The sequence below is a fragment of the Hymenobacter actinosclerus genome, assembly GCF_900111515.1.
Classification (GTDB): Bacteria; Bacteroidota; Bacteroidia; order Cytophagales; family Hymenobacteraceae; genus Hymenobacter; species Hymenobacter actinosclerus.
Genome location: NZ_FOHS01000005.1, coordinates 99,832 through 118,525 on the forward strand (window position 1 = coordinate 99,832; position 18,694 = coordinate 118,525).

The 18,694-nt window shown below is 54.8% G+C and carries 12 protein-coding genes; 3 read left to right on the top strand and 9 right to left on the bottom strand.

The features are described from left to right. The first annotated feature begins 538 nt into the window (after positions 1 to 538). Both BMY67_RS16515 and BMY67_RS16520 read left to right on the top strand, forming a co-directional pair. Positions 539 to 793: a hypothetical protein gene (locus BMY67_RS16515; protein WP_092773711.1), complete on the top strand. Its 255-nt coding sequence runs from the start codon at positions 539 to 541 to the stop codon at positions 791 to 793. 321 nt (positions 794 to 1,114) lie between these two features. Continuing rightward, entirely contained in the window at positions 1,115 to 2,083 is a 969-nt protein-coding gene (locus tag BMY67_RS16520; protein ID WP_092773714.1) for a site-specific integrase, read from the top strand. Between the two features lie 950 nt (positions 2,084 to 3,033). On the opposite strand, the gene BMY67_RS16525 is transcribed toward BMY67_RS16520, so the two are convergent. Next, a complete protein-coding gene (locus BMY67_RS16525; RefSeq protein WP_177189880.1) occupies positions 3,034 to 3,192 on the bottom strand; it encodes a hypothetical protein in 159 nt (52 codons plus the stop codon). 108 nt (positions 3,193 to 3,300) lie between these two features. Between BMY67_RS16525 and BMY67_RS16530 the strand changes: the two genes are divergently transcribed. Continuing rightward, complete coding sequence (locus tag BMY67_RS16530; protein WP_092773719.1) at positions 3,301 to 4,191, top strand: DNA/RNA non-specific endonuclease; 891 nt, start codon at positions 3,301 to 3,303, stop codon at positions 4,189 to 4,191. 220 nt (positions 4,192 to 4,411) lie between these two features. Here the strand turns inward: BMY67_RS16530 and BMY67_RS16535 are convergent, their stop codons facing one another. From BMY67_RS16535 to BMY67_RS16570, 8 genes are all read right to left on the bottom strand, one after another. Further along, positions 4,412 to 4,777, bottom strand: a complete 366-nt coding sequence (locus tag BMY67_RS16535; RefSeq protein ID WP_092773721.1) for an HIT family protein — start codon at positions 4,775 to 4,777, stop codon at positions 4,412 to 4,414. A 2-nt stretch (positions 4,778 to 4,779) separates the two neighbouring features. Further along, a complete protein-coding gene (locus BMY67_RS16540) occupies positions 4,780 to 5,796 on the bottom strand; it encodes an HNH endonuclease family protein (RefSeq protein WP_218144626.1) in 1,017 nt (338 codons plus the stop codon). A 712-nt stretch (positions 5,797 to 6,508) separates the two neighbouring features. Next, positions 6,509 to 7,864, bottom strand: a complete 1,356-nt coding sequence (locus BMY67_RS16545) for an McrC family protein (protein ID WP_092773725.1) — start codon at positions 7,862 to 7,864, stop codon at positions 6,509 to 6,511. Positions 7,865 to 7,873: 9 nt separating this feature from the next. After that, positions 7,874 to 10,150: an AAA family ATPase gene (locus BMY67_RS16550; protein WP_092773727.1), complete on the bottom strand. Its 2,277-nt coding sequence runs from the start codon at positions 10,148 to 10,150 to the stop codon at positions 7,874 to 7,876. A gap of 185 nt (positions 10,151 to 10,335) precedes the next feature. Further along, positions 10,336 to 11,007 (bottom strand): hypothetical protein, encoded by a 672-nt coding sequence (locus BMY67_RS16555; RefSeq protein WP_092773729.1) that lies wholly within the window; start codon positions 11,005 to 11,007, stop codon positions 10,336 to 10,338. Between the two features lie 15 nt (positions 11,008 to 11,022). Then, on the bottom strand, positions 11,023 to 15,846 hold the full coding sequence (locus BMY67_RS16560; RefSeq protein ID WP_092773731.1) for a hypothetical protein: 4,824 nt from the start codon (positions 15,844 to 15,846) through the stop codon (positions 11,023 to 11,025). Between the two features lie 572 nt (positions 15,847 to 16,418). Next, entirely contained in the window at positions 16,419 to 16,979 is a 561-nt protein-coding gene (locus tag BMY67_RS19095; protein WP_143069877.1) for a hypothetical protein, read from the bottom strand. A gap of 4 nt (positions 16,980 to 16,983) precedes the next feature. Continuing rightward, positions 16,984 to 18,609, bottom strand: a complete 1,626-nt coding sequence (locus BMY67_RS16570) for a M48 family metalloprotease (protein WP_177189892.1) — start codon at positions 18,607 to 18,609, stop codon at positions 16,984 to 16,986. Between the last annotated feature and the right edge of the window lie 85 nt (positions 18,610 to 18,694).

Sequence of the window (18,694 nt, forward strand, 5' to 3'; positions counted from 1 at the left end):
ATGTTATGAGGCCTGCAAATACCTTAAATACTTAAAATACTCACAAGCTTGTTGAAGCTGGAGTACAAAAGCTTTCAAAACGGTGGTCCGGGGCGAAGTCAGAACAGAAACAACAAAGAAAGAGGGTATAAATAAGCACAAGCAGGGATTGTACTATTTAAGTATTTTTATGCCTTTTTCTACTAACATGGCTTTGATTATCTACCCCCTAAAGTAACCTAATATCCTGTCCTATACTCCTCAGACGGCTGATTAATAGATTTTATACGTCTCCTCCATCACTTCTTAGCTGACTGAACGATTGTTCTTACCAGCGTTAGCAACGGCTGCTGAAACGATCAAAAGGCGCGATATTCAGGGCTTTAAGGGGAATAACTGTGGTTCAGGGGCTATAAATAGCTTCTTTAGCTAGTCCTGCGGCCGGTGAGTGGGTGGCGCAATAAGGCCAACTAATAGATTTTATAAGTCAAAATCCTGCTCTGCGATCTCTGAGTTCAAGTTATTGAATGCCCGTTAGCCCTTCTTTGACCCGTTGACCATGACCAGCTACTGTGCCTTTCGCGCCCTGAGCTTCGAGCAGCAACTTCCTATTCTCTATGCGGAAGGAGAATTCGTAGCTAATCGCTACGAGGAGGAAGATGCAGTCAACCTTTACCGCTTACCCGGGGGCTTCTTTGTGGAGCTCTTTTACGACCAGCACGAAAACCAGGTCGTGCGGCTGCGCACCTTTACCAGCAGCCAGCAGCTAGAGGATTATACGCCCTACATCGACTTGTCCGACCTGGGACTTTAAGCTGCTCTGCTGGGACGGCGTCGCATGAGCCCAGCCCTAAAAAGCTGGTTGAATTAGCAACTAGTGGGCGCTTGCGGGCTCATGGCATCAGGCGGCCGTGGCAGACGCTAGCACAAATGCAATGCCTTCACGTGACCCGTGCCCCCCCCAACTAGACCCAGGAGCCGGCTGAAAGCAAAAAGCAGCAAAAAGCAGCTAGAAGATAGGGACTCGCAAGAGTTAATCAAAACCAAATTAATAAGGACTGATAAGGTTTACTTATCGTTCCTTATATTAGTGGGGCGAAAACGTGTACTTTTCGCTTCGCTACTCCTTATATATATGGCTACCGAAAATCAGCTGCCCGTCGTTCAGTCTTCGCCCGCCGCGCAGGTGCCCGCCCACCTGGTCGATTCCACCCAGCGCTATGTCGAGTCCGGGTTGCGCGGGGCGGACAACACGGTGCGCGCCTACGCTGGGGACTGGAAGCGCTTCTCGGCCTGGTGCGCGCTGCACCAGCTGAATTCATTGCCGGCGCCAATCGAAGCGCTGGTGGGATTTTTGACGGAGCTGGCCGATGCCGGGAAAAAGTATGCTACCATTGAGCGGCACGCCGCCGCCATCGCCAAGGCCCATGAATTGGCTGGAGTTGAGTCGCCCACGGCCGACAAGAAACTTAAGGTGCTGCTCAAAGGCATTGCTCGGGAGATCAAGACCCGGCAAAAGCAAGCGCCCGCGTTTTCGCTGGAGAGCTTTAAGCGTACGATTAAGAGCATCGATGTTACTGCCCCGGCCGGATTACGCAACCGGGCTTTGCTGCTGCTGGGCTTTACGGGTGCCTTTCGCCGCTCGGAGCTCGAAGCGCTCAACATCGAGGATCTGGCCTTTGATGACGACGGCCTGGTGGTCACGCTGCCGCAGAGTAAAACGAATCAGTTGGGCCAAGCCGAGGAGAAGGCCATTTTCTACTCGCCGGATTCTGCGTTATGTCCTATTCGCTGCCTGCAGGCCTGGCTGCGGGTGCTGGGTCGTACGGAAGGGCCAGTGTTTGTGTCACTACGCAAAAACAACCAGGTAACGGCACGCCGTATGACCACCAAGTATACTAACCTAATTGTGCAGCAGTACCTGGGCCCGCAGTTTACAGCTCACTCTCTGCGGGCATCGTTTGTGACGGTATCGAAGCTTAATGGAGCCGATGACAGCAAAGTAATGAACCAGACCAAGCACAAAACCTCAGCAATGATTCGGCGCTACACTCGTCTCGATAATGTACGGCAGCATAATTCAGCGAAGGAACTTGGTCTCTGAAATACTGGCATTATTTATTAAATCACTTTCAATACGGATAACAAGCCAATACGAATTATAACTATTTAATTATTTAGGTTTTATTATTTTAAATGAGCATCAATTATTTTGTTATTTAAATATATTCTCGAATAATTTAAGCTAGTATCAGTTTGTTATCTGAAAATAATACTTCTCAAAAGTGTTGCGTTATTTTATGTAGTTCCATTTGAATTTCCTTTTGCTTTTTTTCGCCAGCCAGTAAAATGGAGTTTTTAGTGGTGTTCATTTTATCTTTCGTAAGGGTGATCTCCTGACATATCTGGTTGATTTCAGCTTTGAGGATATTTAAGCGTTGGGTAAGGGTTTGCAGTTCCTGCGCTTTCTGCTGGATCAGTTCTTCCTTAGGCCGCACCTCTTTATTGTACTGCTGCGCGTGGGCACTCTGAAAAGCATTTAAATCCAGACCAATCAGGTTTAGGTATTCCTGGCCGGTGGAGAGGAGCTTTTCTTTGGTGAGCCTGGTGCTTTTTAAAACGTTGTAAGCGGTCTGGTATCGGAGGGCTTCGTCCTAAATGTCGTCAATGTCCAGTCAGCTTTCCACAAACTCCTTATAATCAGCTCCCTGAAACAAGGGGTTGCGGGCGTTCGCTTCATAAATCAGCCGCTCAAAGTACTGCTCGTGTTCTGGAAAATGTTCCGTAATGGTGCCCCCGGGTGAATAGATGGGAACATGGTCTGGAATAGTGTTGGGGGGAGGGGGAGCCCATTAATCAATGGATGCTGGGCGTTCTCGGGAACAGATGGGACTGCTGGGGGGAAGAAGGTAGGCGTGGCAGGCACTGCCGCCGGAGCGGTGACCGGTGGAGCGGTGACCGGTGGATTCGGTTTGGCCGGTCCTTGTTTGGAATCGTCTTCAAACTCCACAAACGGCGTCAACAACTGCTTTAATAAACGCATAGGAAGAGAGCTTATTTATTGAGGCTCAGCAGGAACCTGATGACAAAGTTTGCATCCCAGTCAAAAACAAAGGTGTCGGTGCCGGTCGCCTCGGCCAAGCCTTTGTAAATATTCAAGCCCGAGGCCATTTTCTTGTCGGCGGCCTTGTACGCCCCCGGAGCCTTGAGCACGGTATATGTCTGATTATTGAGCCAGCAGACAGACAAGTTGCCGTACGCGCCTGAAAACCACGACCAGTCCTTGCCTGTACTACCCGAGGCTGTGCTTAACTTTCCGGGATGAACGTTTTCCGTCTGCCAATCCTGCTGACAACCTTGGCCCTGGCCACTGCTGCCTGCTCCACTACCAACGACCCCGCCCCAGCTATTCCCCCCGTTACCCAGCCGCCAATTGTGCCGCCGGTGGTCGGCCCGTCGACCGAGCACCTGAATATGGGCAACCCCAGCGGGGCCACGGCCGACATCAACCAGCCGACTAACTACCTGCTCAGTAAGCCCCAGTACGCGCTCAGCTACCACCGCGACCGCGGCATCCCTACCTGGGTCAGCTGGCACCTCAACGCCAGCTGGCGTGGATCCGCCGCCCGCCAGGACGACTTCCGGGCCGATAATACCCTGCCCGCTGGTTGGTACCAGGTGCAGTCTACTAGCTACTCGGGTTCGGGGTTTGACCGGGGCCACCAGTGCCCCTCGGCCGACCGCACCAACACGGTGGACGATAACTCGGCCACCTTCCTGATGAGTAACATGGTGCCCCAGGCCCCGCGCAACAACCAGCAGACCTGGGCTAACCTGGAAAACTACACCCGCACCTTCCTCAACTCCGGCAACGAAGTCTACATCATCTGCGGCGCCTACGGCAAGGGCGGCACGGGTTCGGGCAGTTTCGCCACAACTATCGATCAGGGCCGCGTCACCGTCCCTGCGCGCCTCTGGAAAGTGGTGGTGGTACTGCCCGTCGGCGATAACGACGTCACCCGTGTGAGTACCAGCACCCGCGTCATCGCCATCGACACGCCCAACGATAACTCCATCAATATCGACTGGGGCCAGTACCGCGTCAGCGTCGACGCCATTGAAGCCGCCACCGGCCTCGACCTGCTCTCGGCCGTGCCCGTAGCCGTGCAGCAGTCCATCGAGGCCCTGGTTGATAAAGGAGCTACAAATTAACCCCTGGCTAATTCAATTGCTGTATAAGCACTGCCCCCACAACCAAATAGCCCCGATCTCACCGGCCGGAGATATTTGCATTTAGCCCTGGGGCTGCTACAACAACTCCATCGCTGATCTATTCATCCGCTCCGTACATTCCTGTGCCTGTTGCCCTTGCTTCACCGTCGCCGCCAACACGGCTGCCCCGATGCTGCCTGCTGTAACCAGGTGCCCGGTGTCAATAGTAGCCTTTGCCAGCAACGCAATGCCGCACTCCTCCCCGTGGATTATCCATATCACCCACGTAGCGCGGAATGAGGTGACAGTGGAAATGGGGCACTGTCTGGCCCGCCACCTCGCCGCAATTCATGCCGATGTTGTACCCATCCGGTCGGTATTGCTGCTCAATAAGACACTTCGCCTGAGCAATGACCACCGGCAGGTGCAGTTGCTCTTCCAGCGTTAAGGCAAAGTAATCCGGCCGTAGGTGGTTGGAAATAATCAATGAATGTCCCGGCGAGACGGGATACCCGTCCCGGATAACGAAGAAAAACGCGTCCCGGTAGAGAATCCGCTCGGCAGGCACCTGCAGAAATACGCTCATGGCTAGAAGGTGCCTGGCAACTCCACCGCGGGCTGCCACTGGTGAATCGAATAATCCAGCGCCAACTGGTAATGCTTGAGCAAAAATTGCCGCCGGCGTTCGCTGGTGGCCCCCGTCTGGTTGATAATAGTTTCGGCCAGCGGGTGCTTGCTCTCGATGAAGAACTCATTGCGCTGATGCAGCCGCTGCAAGAAGCGCACGGCCGGCACCCGTGCCCCCTTGGCCCCGTTCGTGGCCCGATCCGCCAGTACCAGATTCCAGACCCCATTGATGTTAGCCGGCAGGTGGGCTTGTTTGTTGAGGTGGGGTAGGAAGTGGTCCACCGCGCACAACTGCTCAGCCCCGGAAACAATGCTGATGTCCTGGAAACTGTAGAAGCACTTACCCTTCTGGTATCCGTTGAGGGCATCGCGCACGGACGTGATGTTGATGCGGCGCATCATATTTCTCTCAATGAAAAACATGCTGCGGGCTTCGTCGTACTCGACCTCCAGCACGTTGGGATTCAACTGCAGATTCCAGGCCGTCTCCACCAACCGCCAGCGCGCCTCTGCCTCCTGTGGTAGGTTTTGGAAATGGAAGGACTCCTTGAGCTGAAGAAAGTGGTCCGTGAGCGTGAGCTGGGGTTTGCCGTTGACGCGGTGCTGCTCATAAAAGGGCTGCGGAATCAATCCGTTATGCACCACTTGAAATGCATCCAGCACGTTGACGAAACCCAGCTGCTCGGTTTGCTGCAGAAGCCGCTCCAGGGGCAGCGTGCCTGCTAGGTACTGCCGGCAGGCCGTGAGAAACTTGCTCGACCCGGCACTGCCCTGTTTGTCATGTTGTCGCAGGTGCTCGACGATATGACGCGAGAAAGGTTTCGCCAGATCGGTCAGCGTAATGGTGTTCGTCTCGCGTTCGGCTAACTCCAGCAGCGTCTTCGCAAAGGCAAACTTGTAGGTGGCCGAGTTCTTCCCAAATAGGATAAGTGACCGCCATTGTGATTCTAGCGAGGGGTCATTGATTTGATACTGCACGGTGGAGGGATTAAATATGCGCCAAACCTACGTGTATTACGAGTTGACCGGCACAAGTATACTCAGACGCAGACATCCCCAGCCAATGTGGTCGGGGATGTCTGCGTCTGTGTATAGTGCTGCTACAGCGTCTGCGCTGACCAACCGTTCATCAATTCCTTACGATGCTGAGCCTACTCCCCAGTTTTGCCACCGTACTCGCTACCGCGGCTCCGATGCTGCCAGCACGAGGAAGCCCCCAGCGTAACCAGCCCCGCGGGCAGCATCACCAGCGCCGCCACCAGAATGGCCCCCACGGCCACCTACCCCAACCGAATCTTGCGAAAGAACTGGGGTGCAGGTAGCGTCACCGACCCGGTGCTGTCTATTTTTAATTGACTTTCAGCAAGGCCACCAGCTCATATTACCAGTCAGCAAGCCTGCTTTTGGCTTTCCCGTCGCTGGCTATGCTACCCAATGCTGCTAACTCACGTCGCCTTACTTTCAGGCGTAGTTTCAACCGGGTTAAGCGGCGGCATGAGGGAGGTGGGCTATGTAAAAGTCAAGTAATAGAATGATTTAAGCGGACGGTATACACGGTTGTTTTATTATGATTTGAATAAATCGTTAGATTATACTTTGCTCATCTAGAATCTCTCAATTCAATGGCCGCATGAGGTAAACGCTAAGTGATACCCCTCAATTCAGTACTGACATTCGTTGCTTGTCAGCATCAGGTATTAAGCCTACTACTATCAGGCAGCCAACTTGCAATTTCTGCGCTTAGCGAGCACAGGAGATAATTTGTGCCGGCTTCTATGTCGTCTGATTCACTTCCTATGGAAGAATTCGCCCGACCGACGCGAATGAAGGAGATTCCGCAATGGATTCTCTGTGGTTCAGTTTTTTCGATTACCATTGGCCGTGAGAAAGTTCCCTCCACCGCGGCATCCTGCCCCGCTTGGGGATAGAGTAGCCGCACCTGCTTAGCGCCAAATTGATGGGCGTAAGCAAAGAGTTGGCGTAAATCATCTTCAGCATAGTACCCGTTAGGACGCTTCCACTTCGCATCGAGCACGAGGTTACCGTGGTCGGGGTGCGTGAGTAGAATATCGGGCTGCATCCGGCTGACGTTGTCTTGGGTGGCATCCTGCCAGAACACGCATTTCGGAGGCTTGCTAACCGCCCAGGAAGGTGGTGCCAGTCGCCGGAGCGTGCGCAATAGATACCTTTCCCAAATGTGGTTCATGTTGAAAAAGAGCGCTACCAAGTCTTGCGAGCCGCTATGCAGATCGGGACTGAGGCGCAGCAGTAGCAAGCGGGCAATATGCAGGGCAGGACGGTAGGCGACGATTTTGCGGTCAAATCGCGTGCGGGCAAACAGCGCCTTTGTTGGTCGCACGGCAGGCAATTCAGGCCAAGCCTGCAGGGCGCGGGCGGCCCGACCCTGCAGGCCGGGGTGGGGCGTGAGGGTCGGTAAGAGCACGAGCGCCTGCCGTAACAGCCGGTGGAGTAAGTGGTCGTTGTCGTAAGTCTGGTGGCGGGTGTAGAACCGCTCCCGGTGGACGGCGTTGCGGGCTATGTGTTGACCAAACAGCAGCGTGCCTTTCAAGGCATTCACCTGGCCTTCGTGAAGACGGTAGCGCTTAACCAGCCCGCGTCGCAGCAAGTGCTCTATTTCGGTTAGAAATAGGCTCAGGTACACCTCAAGCAGGCTGTGGGGCCGCTCCTGCAGCAAAGCAGTGTTGAGCGACTCGACGGGCAACAGGCCAGCTTCGGCTAGCATGCGTAGCAGCAGCCGGCGCCACCGGTCGAAGTCCTCGGTGGGGGCAGTAGCCGCGTCGGGCACTGCATCAGCTTTAGGTAAAACTTCGATGGTCAGGTCACCGGCCTGGAGGATGCCTACGTAATGCTTGAAGCGAATGGCGCGGTGGCGGATATCGTAGTAGCGGCGGCCCGCGCCAGTGCTGTGGTAGCGTAGCAGTGCCTCCCAGTGTTCGGGCCGGAACTCGGCCTGCTGCTCCCCAGCGCCTTGTTTGTCGCCGATAGTCAGCACACTGTGCTCCAACACTCGCATAATGCGCGGCATGGCAGCAGACTAAGCAGTGGCCGGATAGAGGCTCTGAAACGCCACCACGTCCCAGGTTGCGGGCGCAGTAAGGCGGTACAGGGGCCTATCATGTAAGCCGGAGCTATCATAACCAGCAAATTTGGCCAATGGGTCGCGGCCCACGCCGGTGCGTGGCACGGCAGTCACGAACTTCTCGCCCAGTACCAGCCCGATTTTGCCCCAGTCGCCGAAGAAGTATTCCTGCAGTAGCGGCACTATGTTGCGCTCAAAGGCGGTGCGCAAGCTGTCGACATCGGGGCTGGATAAAAGCAGTAAAGCGTGGCCCAAGCAGTGATCGTGGTCGAGGAGCTGCTCCAGACGGCTATTGAGCACTTCCAGGATGCGGGCAACGTCGATAGCCGCCGCTCCTTCGCCAATCACGCCGCTGGAGCCCACCTGCGCGCGAATAACAGCGGGTTCCGGCTGCATCTCGGTAAAGCTAAAGCGGCGGCGCAGCGCCGTATCGAGCGCTTCCACCGAACGGTCGGCAGTATTCATGGTGCCGAGTAGGAAAAGGTTGGGTGGCACCGTAAAGTCGGTTTTGGAGTAGGGCAGCCGGGCCGTCAGCCGCTCGGGCCGCCCAGCGCGTTTGCCGTCTTCGAGCAGCGTAATCAGTTCGCCGAATATACTGGCCACGTTGCCGCGGTTTATCTCATCGATGATGAGCACCATGCGCGGGGCGGCATTGAAGTCGGCCGACGTTAAATTCCGGTAATCAAATTCTTGGGTTATTTCCGCTGCTATTTTCGGGTCCCTTATGACCCGCTGCAGGGCTTCATCCAAATTCTGCGGGGCCACTTGCACTGGTTCATCTGTTGGTATTTGCGCCCTGAATTGCACGAATTCCCGGAAAGCTGCCCAGTATACTGATCGGTCCCGGCCGTACTTTACCTCGAGGTCGGCTTCGGCAAGTTGCCCCGCTTCATCCACGGGATTATCGTTGTTGATTTTCCGTAGACCATTGCGTGTTACCTGAGGTAAGTTGACACTATTGCCATTTGCGTAGCGGAAGTAAATGGTGCCACTCTCGCTGATGGAATCTACATGCAGTTTGCTGTTATGCTTGGTATAGAACAGGATTTGGTCCTGCTCAGCCAGCCGTTCGCGCAGTTGGTCGATAAAACGCTCAAATACCGTATCGAAGTCCGGTGCTATAACCTGATCGGGGCCTATGCTTGCGGCCAGACGCTGCTGTTGCTGTAGATGCAGCGCATACACGCTGCGTTGGGCCATGACCTTGAAAATGCCGTCCGCTATGGTGTAGCTCAACTCTTGTCCAACTTCTTCATTACCTACTCCCGTATCCAGGAGCACTGGCTTAATGCCCTCGATGAAATCCTCGTAGCTGAAGGCCTGGTGAAAGGTGATAAACTGGATGCGGCCTGCTTGCTGGTACATATCGTAGCGCAGACGGATTTCTTCCCGTGTAGAATATCGGACCATTACTTGCGCATCAGTCAGGCGCTCCAGCAGGCCGATGGCGCGCAGGGCCGTGTGGTAGGTTTTGCCAGTGCCAGGTGGGCCGTATAGGATTTGGTTGAGGGGCTGGTGCATAGAAATGGAAACGGGCAGGTCGTCTTCGGCCTCTGTGGTATCTAGATCGGGATTCATTCCGGCGATTTTAAGCGAATCGTCACGTAGCTTTTCGGCAATGACGAATGCGTGCAGAAGCTTTTCTAGAATGAGCGTTTTCAAAGCCACCCGGCTCGGCAAATCGGCTTGGGAATTCAGGTCAGCGACAGGCAGGCGAGCCAGCGTGAGCCACTCGCCGCTGAGCGTGGGATGCTTAAACAAAGGAGCGGGAAACACTCGTTGTAGCGCCTGCCGAATGTCGATATTCAGCTGGTCAGTTTGCGCTGCCGTACGTAGCTCCTTCGGCGTTCGTCCCCGACCAAACCAACGGTTCTTGCCGCCTTCGTTGTTGCCCAGCTTGAAGCTCAAGTACACAAAATCCTTGTCCTGCGGCAGCAGGTACAGCGGAAAGCCCACCATACGAAATTCGTTACCCGTGCCCAGCGCCAGAAATGTATTAGGGAATTTCTTGCTTTCTACGGTGCCCCAGGTATGAAAGCTAAAGAGCAGCGGTTCCGTTTGGCCGCCGTGGGTCCAACTAAATACTAATGGTTTATTGGCCGCTTCGGCCCCATTGCGAATGCTATAATTCTTGTGGGCTACTTGAATTGACTGAACTGGAATTGAACTACTAACGAGCAGATTCTTCAACTGCTGTAAGGTATCAGTATTTATTCGGCGTAGTGCGGGCATAGTCACGAAAGTAAGCTTACCCGTAAAGGGGGCTAGTAAGGAGCGGTAAGGCGGGTTAACGAAACTCAGTCGAGGTTATAACGTGCAGTGCTTGGGCAGAGCGCAGATGGCTCTCATCGTATGGCCCCAGGCGGCAGCGTTCGCGTACTATGCGCCGGCACCGGGAATTCGAAAACGACGCCTGTCTACCCTTTAATAAAACCCGCCGTCAGCATGGCCAGCACGCCGAGTAACGTAATAAGGCCCACTACCCGCTGCCACTTCAGCATGCGTTGCTGCGCCGCCGCTAACTGCGTTAGCTCATTTACCTTTTTACTCAATTCGTCTACCTTGTTGCGCACCTCGTAATCGAGCGTCGAAGGTAGAGGTGCTTTGGGCTTTGTTGAAGGCTCCAATAACAGCTGCAGCTGGCTTTGTAGTTGCTGAAACTGCTGTTTCAAAGTTGCCTGTATCCCCTCCGCGATCATGCTTTCCGGCTGCCGACTGCCGAGCGCACTCTTCAAGTGAGCAGCAAGCTCTTGGTGACCTTGCTTTAGCTGCTGCGCCATTTGTGCCAGGTCCTGCTGCTGCTGTGTTGCTACCGCCTGGCTTAGTTCTGCCACCAGCGAACTGGTTGCTGCTGCCTGCCGCTCCGGCAAGTGATTCAGGTACTCAGTTAGCTGCTGGTGCAGCTGGCCCTGTTGCACCACCACCCGCTCGGCCGCCTCAATAGCTTGGGTGGCGGCGGACTCCGATAGACTCAGATGGCTTACTGCCGACTTGAGTCGGCGCAATTCCTGGTCAAGCTCCTCAAACACGTTTTCGCTAACTGGGGAATCGCTAATTGAGGACTTGGTAAAATTTTGCTGCTGAGACATAAAGATGAGGGATTGCTATGAGGGGTAACCGGCTAGAAAAAGTGTGTTGAATCGCTGCAGCTGCTGTAGCATCCGCTGCGCCTGATTGCGCTGCGCCGTAATCTGCTGCGAACTAAGCTGCAGCCCAGCCAGTAATGGTTTAACTTCAGTCGGCAGCGCGGCAGGGGGGGGAGTAGTGAGCGCGCTGCTGGGTGGAATAACTGCCGCGGCTGCCGGAGCTGGCGGACTGTGTAGTTCCAAAGGGATAAAGTTGCTGTCGGCATCATACGGATGCTGACGGCCGGGCCCGGCCGCTAAGGTCTCATCCATCCGCTTGCGCCACGCTTGGAAGGCCTGCTCCTTACCACGCTGCCCCCGGATGGTGCGCACGTAGCCCAAATGACAACGTAGCCGGTGGCAGGCCAAGCCGGGCGCCAGCAGCGCGGAGCGGATGCCACTTACGTTTTCCAGCAAATCAGTCAGCCGCTCCAGCGCTTGCTCGTAATGCCTAGCTGGCGCCCGGAACACGTAGGTAGCGCGGTTGGAATTGGCAAATTGGGGTGACCATATAAAAATGACATCGTCCTGCACTAAGCTATGGCGCAGTACCATCTGCCGGGGCCGCATCGCTAGCCCCAGTAGTACTTCATCGTCGTCATCATCATCACCGCGGGATCGCACCGCAGCCGGGGAAGGTACTTCCGCTTCTAGTTTGGGTCTGACAATGACGGGCGAGGCCGAGCGATTGGCCAGCTTTTCCGTCAACATTACGGTTGCAAAGGGGGTACCATCGGTCAACTCCGCCAGGTAGGAACTCAGCTCATCGTGCAGGCGCTCATCTTCCCAGTAGCCCAAGGGGTTGTCAGTCGTGCCATGCACTTTGCGCTCGCGCTGAAAGTGATAAGTGGCCCGGGCTTCGTGATCGGTGGGGTACTGGTTTAAGGCGGCTTCAAGGCCCTGAATCTTTAGCAGTTCCCCACTCAGATCGTCTACGTGCGCCATCACCTTGCAGGCGGCCCAGGGTTCGCGAATAAAGCGGCTGTTCCACTCTTGCTGCGCTTGGGGGTAAGCAAAGGGTAGAGTATGGGTTTTTTCGGCTAATTCAACTTCCAAGTAGCCATCCTGCGGGCAGTAACAGTGCGCCAACGACACGCGGTATACACTCACTCCATTGTGCTGTCGGTGTAAAATTCGCCGCCGTAAGTGTAATACGCTCTTGAACTCTTGTTCTGTTTTTTCCGCCCCGAGCAGGTAGCGCTGCCCCTGGCGCAAGAACTCCCGCTGTTCGGCTGTGCGCAGCCGGCTGTAGCCGCGCCGAAAGGAATAATAGTTAAACGTGCGCTGCTGACTGTCGGCGGGTAACGTCATCCACAGCCGTACTTTAACCACGCCCGCACAGCGCAGCAGCAGCTCACTTTCCAGCTCCTCCCAGCGGGGTAGCTCAACCACTGCCAGGGCGTGGTAGCTGCGCACTAGCTTGAAGGTATCTTCGGCCAGGGTTTGATCATGCTCCTCCCAATACTGCTCCTTGAGCCACTCATCTAACTCGTCGGCCGTTGGCGCCAGCCAGGGAATAGAGGCCAACTCTCTGCCCAGGGAAGGGAGTTGGATAACGCCTTGCATCCGCTCGGCAATTGTCCAATAGCTGCCCTCCGTAGGGGCCTCACCTGGGTAGCCAAACAGCCAGAGTAGTGCGCGCTGCGCAGGCGTTAAGTGGGGATCTAGGTGGGCATCAGCCTCCTGCAGCAAACCCGGAAAATGGGCGGCCTCCGTGAGTAACGGCTTAAGCGCTTGGAATTGCTTGTCGAAACCGACCGTTTTTAGGTGGCCGAGCGCCTGCCAAGTTTTGACAAGCACCTCGGGTAATTTGTAGGCAGTTGCCACCCGAGTTATTGCCGCCGTCGGCATAGCCCGCACCACGAAAGCAACCAATTCCGGGTTACTAATAGCGGGATGAGCTGAGATAAATCCGCTAACCCAGCACTCCAATTGTTGCAACGCGCTTAGGTGCGGAGCTACCCGCTCCTGCATCAAGTCCTTGATACGGGCCTGTCCCCGGTTCTCCACTTCGGCATACCTGGAATACGTCCAGGACGAGCTAGGTGCTTGGCATTGTTGCAACAAGCTGCTCAACCAGGGAAGAACCAGCCCCGGCTCTTGGCCCCAGCGCTGCGTAATTATTTCGGCAAATTGCACCAGTAGAGGCACCCGCGCGGTGGCATTTTGGCCACTAAACATTCGCTTATGGCAGAGCAAATCGGCCACTACGCCAACTAATTGGCGTGAGGCAACGGGTAATAAGCCCAGCACCTGCGTCAACCTTTCGCGGGTAGCTTTCTGCGCAATTGCCAGCCACTGCGAGTGCTGCTCGTCCGCCAAGGCATGGGCAATTACTTCCCAGGCTGGTATGGCGGCCTTGACATCTTCCAGCCACCACTGCACTTGCCGCTCATGGCTTAGCTGCGCAAGCAATTCGTTACGCAATTCCAGCGTGCTGATGTTGAAGCGAGTGGGACTGCTAAGTGCTTCCAGCAAAGCCTTTATCTGCTGCTCGTCTACGTCGGCTGAGGCCAGCAGCACGGGCAAGTAAGCCTGTAGTAGGCTGACGGGGCAGCGCTGGAAAAGCTGGGGCCAGTCCGCTTTCGGCGTTACCTGCACCATAGTGAGCAGCTGCTCCGCCCTGGGTGGGGGCAGCAACTGCTGCTGCCAATACAGGCTGTACTGCGCCGGGGTCAGCTCCTGCGCCAGCTCTTGCACCAGGCTATTATACCAGGATTCCAGCTCCACGTAATCGGTCAACTCATGCTGGCCGGCTACTTTCAGGCATAATTCCAGGGCCGCGGACGGACCCGTAGGCCGGCCGGCCAAAGAGTAATTTAGCAGCGCGGGCAAGGTACTGGGCTCAGCGGCCATTAAAATCTGCCGCACTCCATCCGGCGCAGCCTGCGCAAGCGCCGTTAGCAGGGTTTGCACGCTGGGCTGATCGCTTTCTTCCAGCAGCCAGAGCTCTACCAGCGCCGCCGCGGGCCAGGTCGCCTGGATTGCCGCTGCCACTTGCTGTCCTAAAGGAGCCAGGTGAGAGTAGCTAGACCATGTTTGCCGCGTTTGCGCTAGCCAAGCCACTGGCTGAACTTGCGCCAGCCAAGCTAGCAAGAGCGGCGCTAGGGCGCTAGCGCCCGCCGGGCTCAGTCTTGCCCAACCAAGTTGCTGCTGGCCACCTGCTTCTGCTAAGCAGTGAGCCAAGAAAATTTCAGCACTTGGCTCCGGCATCAATTGCTCCAACCACCAGCTCACCCAAACGGCCGCCGGCAAATCTGTTGCACTCTGCTGCAAGCTCGACAAAGCCTGCTGCGCCCACGCCACGGAAATTGCGCTCACTGGCTTGGGCGGGCTCCAGGAGTAGAGGGTAGGAGCGGGCCGAATGGTGTTATATAGCTGTTGCAGCACAAGCTTGATAGTGCTGGCCCGTTGGCCTTGCCAGGGCTGCTGCTGCCCCGCCGCCGCCACCGCTTCCAAGGCGTCGGGCAGCTGCGCCAGCCGCTGTAGTACGACCAATGTTGTCGCGTCGGATTCAGTCGACAGTAGCTGCTGAGCTAAAAAATCAGCGGGCAGCCACTGCAGTTCATTGCCCTGCCAGGCGGCAGCCAAGTCATCACCCGCCAACTGACCAATGATAAATTCTGCTGCCCAGTTGGTGACCGTCGTATTGTCCACCAACGGCTTTACCACTCGAAGAATGCTCAGGCGCTCACTCACGCTCAGGGCTGAGAGCAACTCCCGGCCCGTCTGCTCCAGACAGGCATGGTGCTGACAAGCCGCTAGCAATTGGTGTAGGGGCTGCTCTTGCTGGGGATCTGCCACTAGTAGCTGCAGCCGGCGGTGCAGCTCGCCCGTCAGAAAGCTCAGTGGCGGCATGGGCACTAAGCCCTGTTCCCACCAGCTTACACGGGCCTGCTCAGGCAGCGGCAGTTGGCTGAGCGCTAGTGGCTGGAGTAGGGGCTCCGTGCGCACATGCTCGGGTAGCGCTTTTAGCCATTGACCCAGCGTTTGGTACTCCACTAGGGGTGTTTCGGACGTCAGGCTCGTTACGCGTTGCCGGGCAAGCCGGGCAAGGTCCTCTGCGGGCAATTGATAGGCCGCGTTGCGCAACGATACAGGGTCCGTTGCCTGCCCTACCAGTTGCACTAGGGCTTCTTGGCTTAGGTAATGGGCATAGCCATCGGCGGCCAATAGGCTGGCCTGCTGCGGGGTAAAAGTGAAGCGTAGATCCAGTGGCTCAATGCTATACGCATCCCATTGCTGCAGTAAGCCTCTCAGGTAGTGGTAGTGCTCGTCCGTAGTGACGGGGCCCAAGTCATTCAAGCGCTTTCGCAGCGTTTTTTTGCCCAACTCCATTTCCGCTGGGTCGGCCAGCAGCGTGGTGGCCAGCGACCGGCAGTGCTCACTATTGGGCGGCACAACGAGCAGCTCCGTTGCGTTAACCAGCGTGTTCGTGTCGCTTTTCACCTCGTAGCGCACCAGTATGATGCTGCCCGGCTTTACCTGGTGCTGGGCTTGCAGCTGGCTGTTCAGCTTTATAGTGGGCGCAAAACGACTAACGGCCATCCCCCAACCCACGAAGCGGGCGGGAATCATCCGAGAGGGAAGCGTGGATTTTAAATGGCCAGGCGGCAGCTTCATCACTGAGCGTACTACGCCGTGCTGTTTACCCTGCACCTTGATGATTACGGCTTCCTGGGGAGCTGGCCGCCAGGCGCCGGACGTTTTAATTTGCCGGACAGTAAAGGAATAAAGAATACCGGTATTGGCTCGGATCAGCCCGTACGTGCCGTTATAGTTAACAACGATTCCCGTAAGCATAAAGCAAATAAGGCAAGGAGAGGACGCCCTCTCTGATATGGGTAAAACCTAAAAATAGCGGCCTGCTGTCAATGCGCCAGCCAATCTACAGAGTTCGTCCTATGCAGTGCAACTATTTCTCTGCGGCCGTCGCACCATTCACCTACGACTTGCCCGCCAGCTTGAGATTAGCAGGGCTTGCTCAGGCCCATTAGGGTGCTAGATCAGGTTTGAAGGTAGAATAGATACTGCTTAAAGCTGCTGCCAGACGTCTATTTGATGCCCAGCATACTACTCATAATACTACCCAAAAAGAGCATTTTGTGTACTGGATCCCTGAAATCAATGGCGCCCTGGGGCAGCCGGCAGTTAATGTAACAGCTGACTTATTTCCCCTGTGATCTTTGTCTAACTGTTACCGTCGCCACTCACCCAGGGCACTTGCCCCTTGATTCACTCGATTCATGCCTTGCACAGTCTGCTCGTGTTGACGCTGCTGACCAGGCCGATTGCTTACGACACCAGGTTTTTGTCAAGAGTTACCACCCAACTCACAACTAGAACTATAGCGGTGAGTTTGCTTAGGGATAGAATCACTTGCAGAAATTCATGCCTTGCATAACGAAGCAAATCGCCCGGTACTTAAAGGGCGGTTTGCCTAAGTTTTCCGGCTTTAGATTCACTAAGACTGCGTTCATGCCACTATTTTCTGAGTAGTAACGCTTTACGTCAGATTTTTTTGATTGATCCATTACATAGTCCATCAAAAAGGCATATATTACCCCAAATTCTTCAATTTCCTTCTGAGTAGAAGCCAACACTATAAAGTTGTTCAGATGCTTGAATCGGGGGCTGAATTCCAGACCAATATACATTTTGTTATAGTTGAACCAGAGGATGCTGTCTCCAACAGCTTGTGAAGAGGGATCTGGAAGATGCACGAAGTTAGTGGCCCTTTCATCAGCTAATAACTGAGCGCGAACTGCTGGAAATCCTTGCGAATTACAATAGTTCTCTAGGATGTAGATAGGCATGTATTTTTCGAAATACTCATTAGAAGAATCTGGTGTAGTTGTGCTTGTTGGGTCGGACTTCTGAGCGGATGATTGCTTGTAGGAAAGCAACAGGAAAAGCAGCAGTAGAAGATGTTTCATGGCGTTAACGGCACAACATTTTGACTCGGTCACAAGCTGTGTGACCATCGATTGAACAAGCTTTTTTAAAATCAGCACATGCCTCCGTTTCGTTACCACGACTAAGTTGGCAAGTGCCTCGGTAATAGTATAGGTAAGGTTCCGGGGCTAGCACGATTGCCTCGCTATAGTGAAGGATGGCTTGCGGGTAATTTTTGAGGCCCTGGTGTACTCGGCCTTTGAAATAGGCGACCTGCGAGTAATCGAATGCTAGCTGGGATTTCTTGGTTAGAGAAGCTTGATAAGTGTGATAGACTTTATCAAGCTTGTTAACATATGCCAGCCCTTCAGTCCAGTCAGCTAAGCGAATGCTGACGAGTGCCAAATTGGTCAGCGAGCTTAACTGGTTAAGCGTTTTGTTGCTGTAAAGCAGTTCGTAAAAGTCATTGGGTAAAATCGGCCGCCCGAAGTAGTTGGCCGCCGCTACTAATTGTTGCTTAGCCTCGTTGAAGTCCCCTTCCCGCAGGGCTAATAGGCCGAGGGTGTTCTGCGTCTCGGCTATTAGCAGGGCATGAGCTTCCGTTGCAGGAAGTGATGCGGGTTTGCTGACAATACCCTCAAGGGCTTGCCGCAGGGGTGGCAGCCACTTCGCTTCTTCATCCCGATTCACTTCCAGTCTAGCCAAATGGTAGTTGGCAAAAGACAGTGCACTCCGATCGTTAAGACTGCCAACCAGCTCGGGCTGCATTAGCTTGTCTTTATGCTTTTGCATGATGCCTTCTGCGGTGGCATTCCTAGACGAACTATAATAGCTGGCGAGCTCCAGCAAGTAAGCTTTGTTCTTAGTAAGGGAATAAACATATTCCAAAGCCTGCGCATACCTGTCCCCAGATCCATCGGCAAAGAACATGGCGCCCAATTCGTGCGCTAACATCGGATCAGCCGAAAACCGGATGGCTTGCTGGTAGAAATTGACGGCTTGCTGGAGCTCCCGCTTGTCACGCGTGACAAGAAAGCGGTCGAATTTACCGCGAGCCATGGATACCAGGTAAGGCACGCTGGTTAAATTCAACCCGACATCTTTAGTGAGGCTTTCTAAAAGCTTATTTTCTTCCGCCCCTTTAGACAAATCAACCCCGGCGCGGACGGCTATGATGCGTTGCGCTTTAGCGGGATGGGTGGAATTAGGATCGCTGTCATCGGGAAAGCCCCGCAAAACGTGCGCTACCTGAGCGCCGGCGAGCCCATACGTGCCCAATACGTAGCCCGCGAAACGATCAGCTTCCAATTCAAGCGATTTCTGCTCGCCGGGCTGCGTAGCTTGCCTACTGGTGTGACCAAGCAGGTGGTGACCAATCTCGTGGCCGATAACCATCAGATGCAGCCAATCGCTACTCCCGCTTTTCATGCTTTCAATCCACTCGACATCCAGCAAGATGTAAGGCACGTTCGCTTGCTTTAAAGCAACGGCGTTATTCAACCCGTGACACGTCTTTACTACGAACAGGCGGGTGGGCGCCTTTACGCGGGCGAGCATGTGCTGCACGACCATGTTGGCGTTGATGTTATCCTCATACCGTGAATATCCCTGTAGGCAGTCTGTTAGCGCCGCCTGTCGGGAGTTGAAAGCACATACGGTTTGCGCCGTCACTGTTCTAGCGCTGAGTAGGCATAAGATGCCCAGCAGCAGCGTTGCCGCCTTATACAAAATAGGATAAGTCTTTAGGTTGTGACTG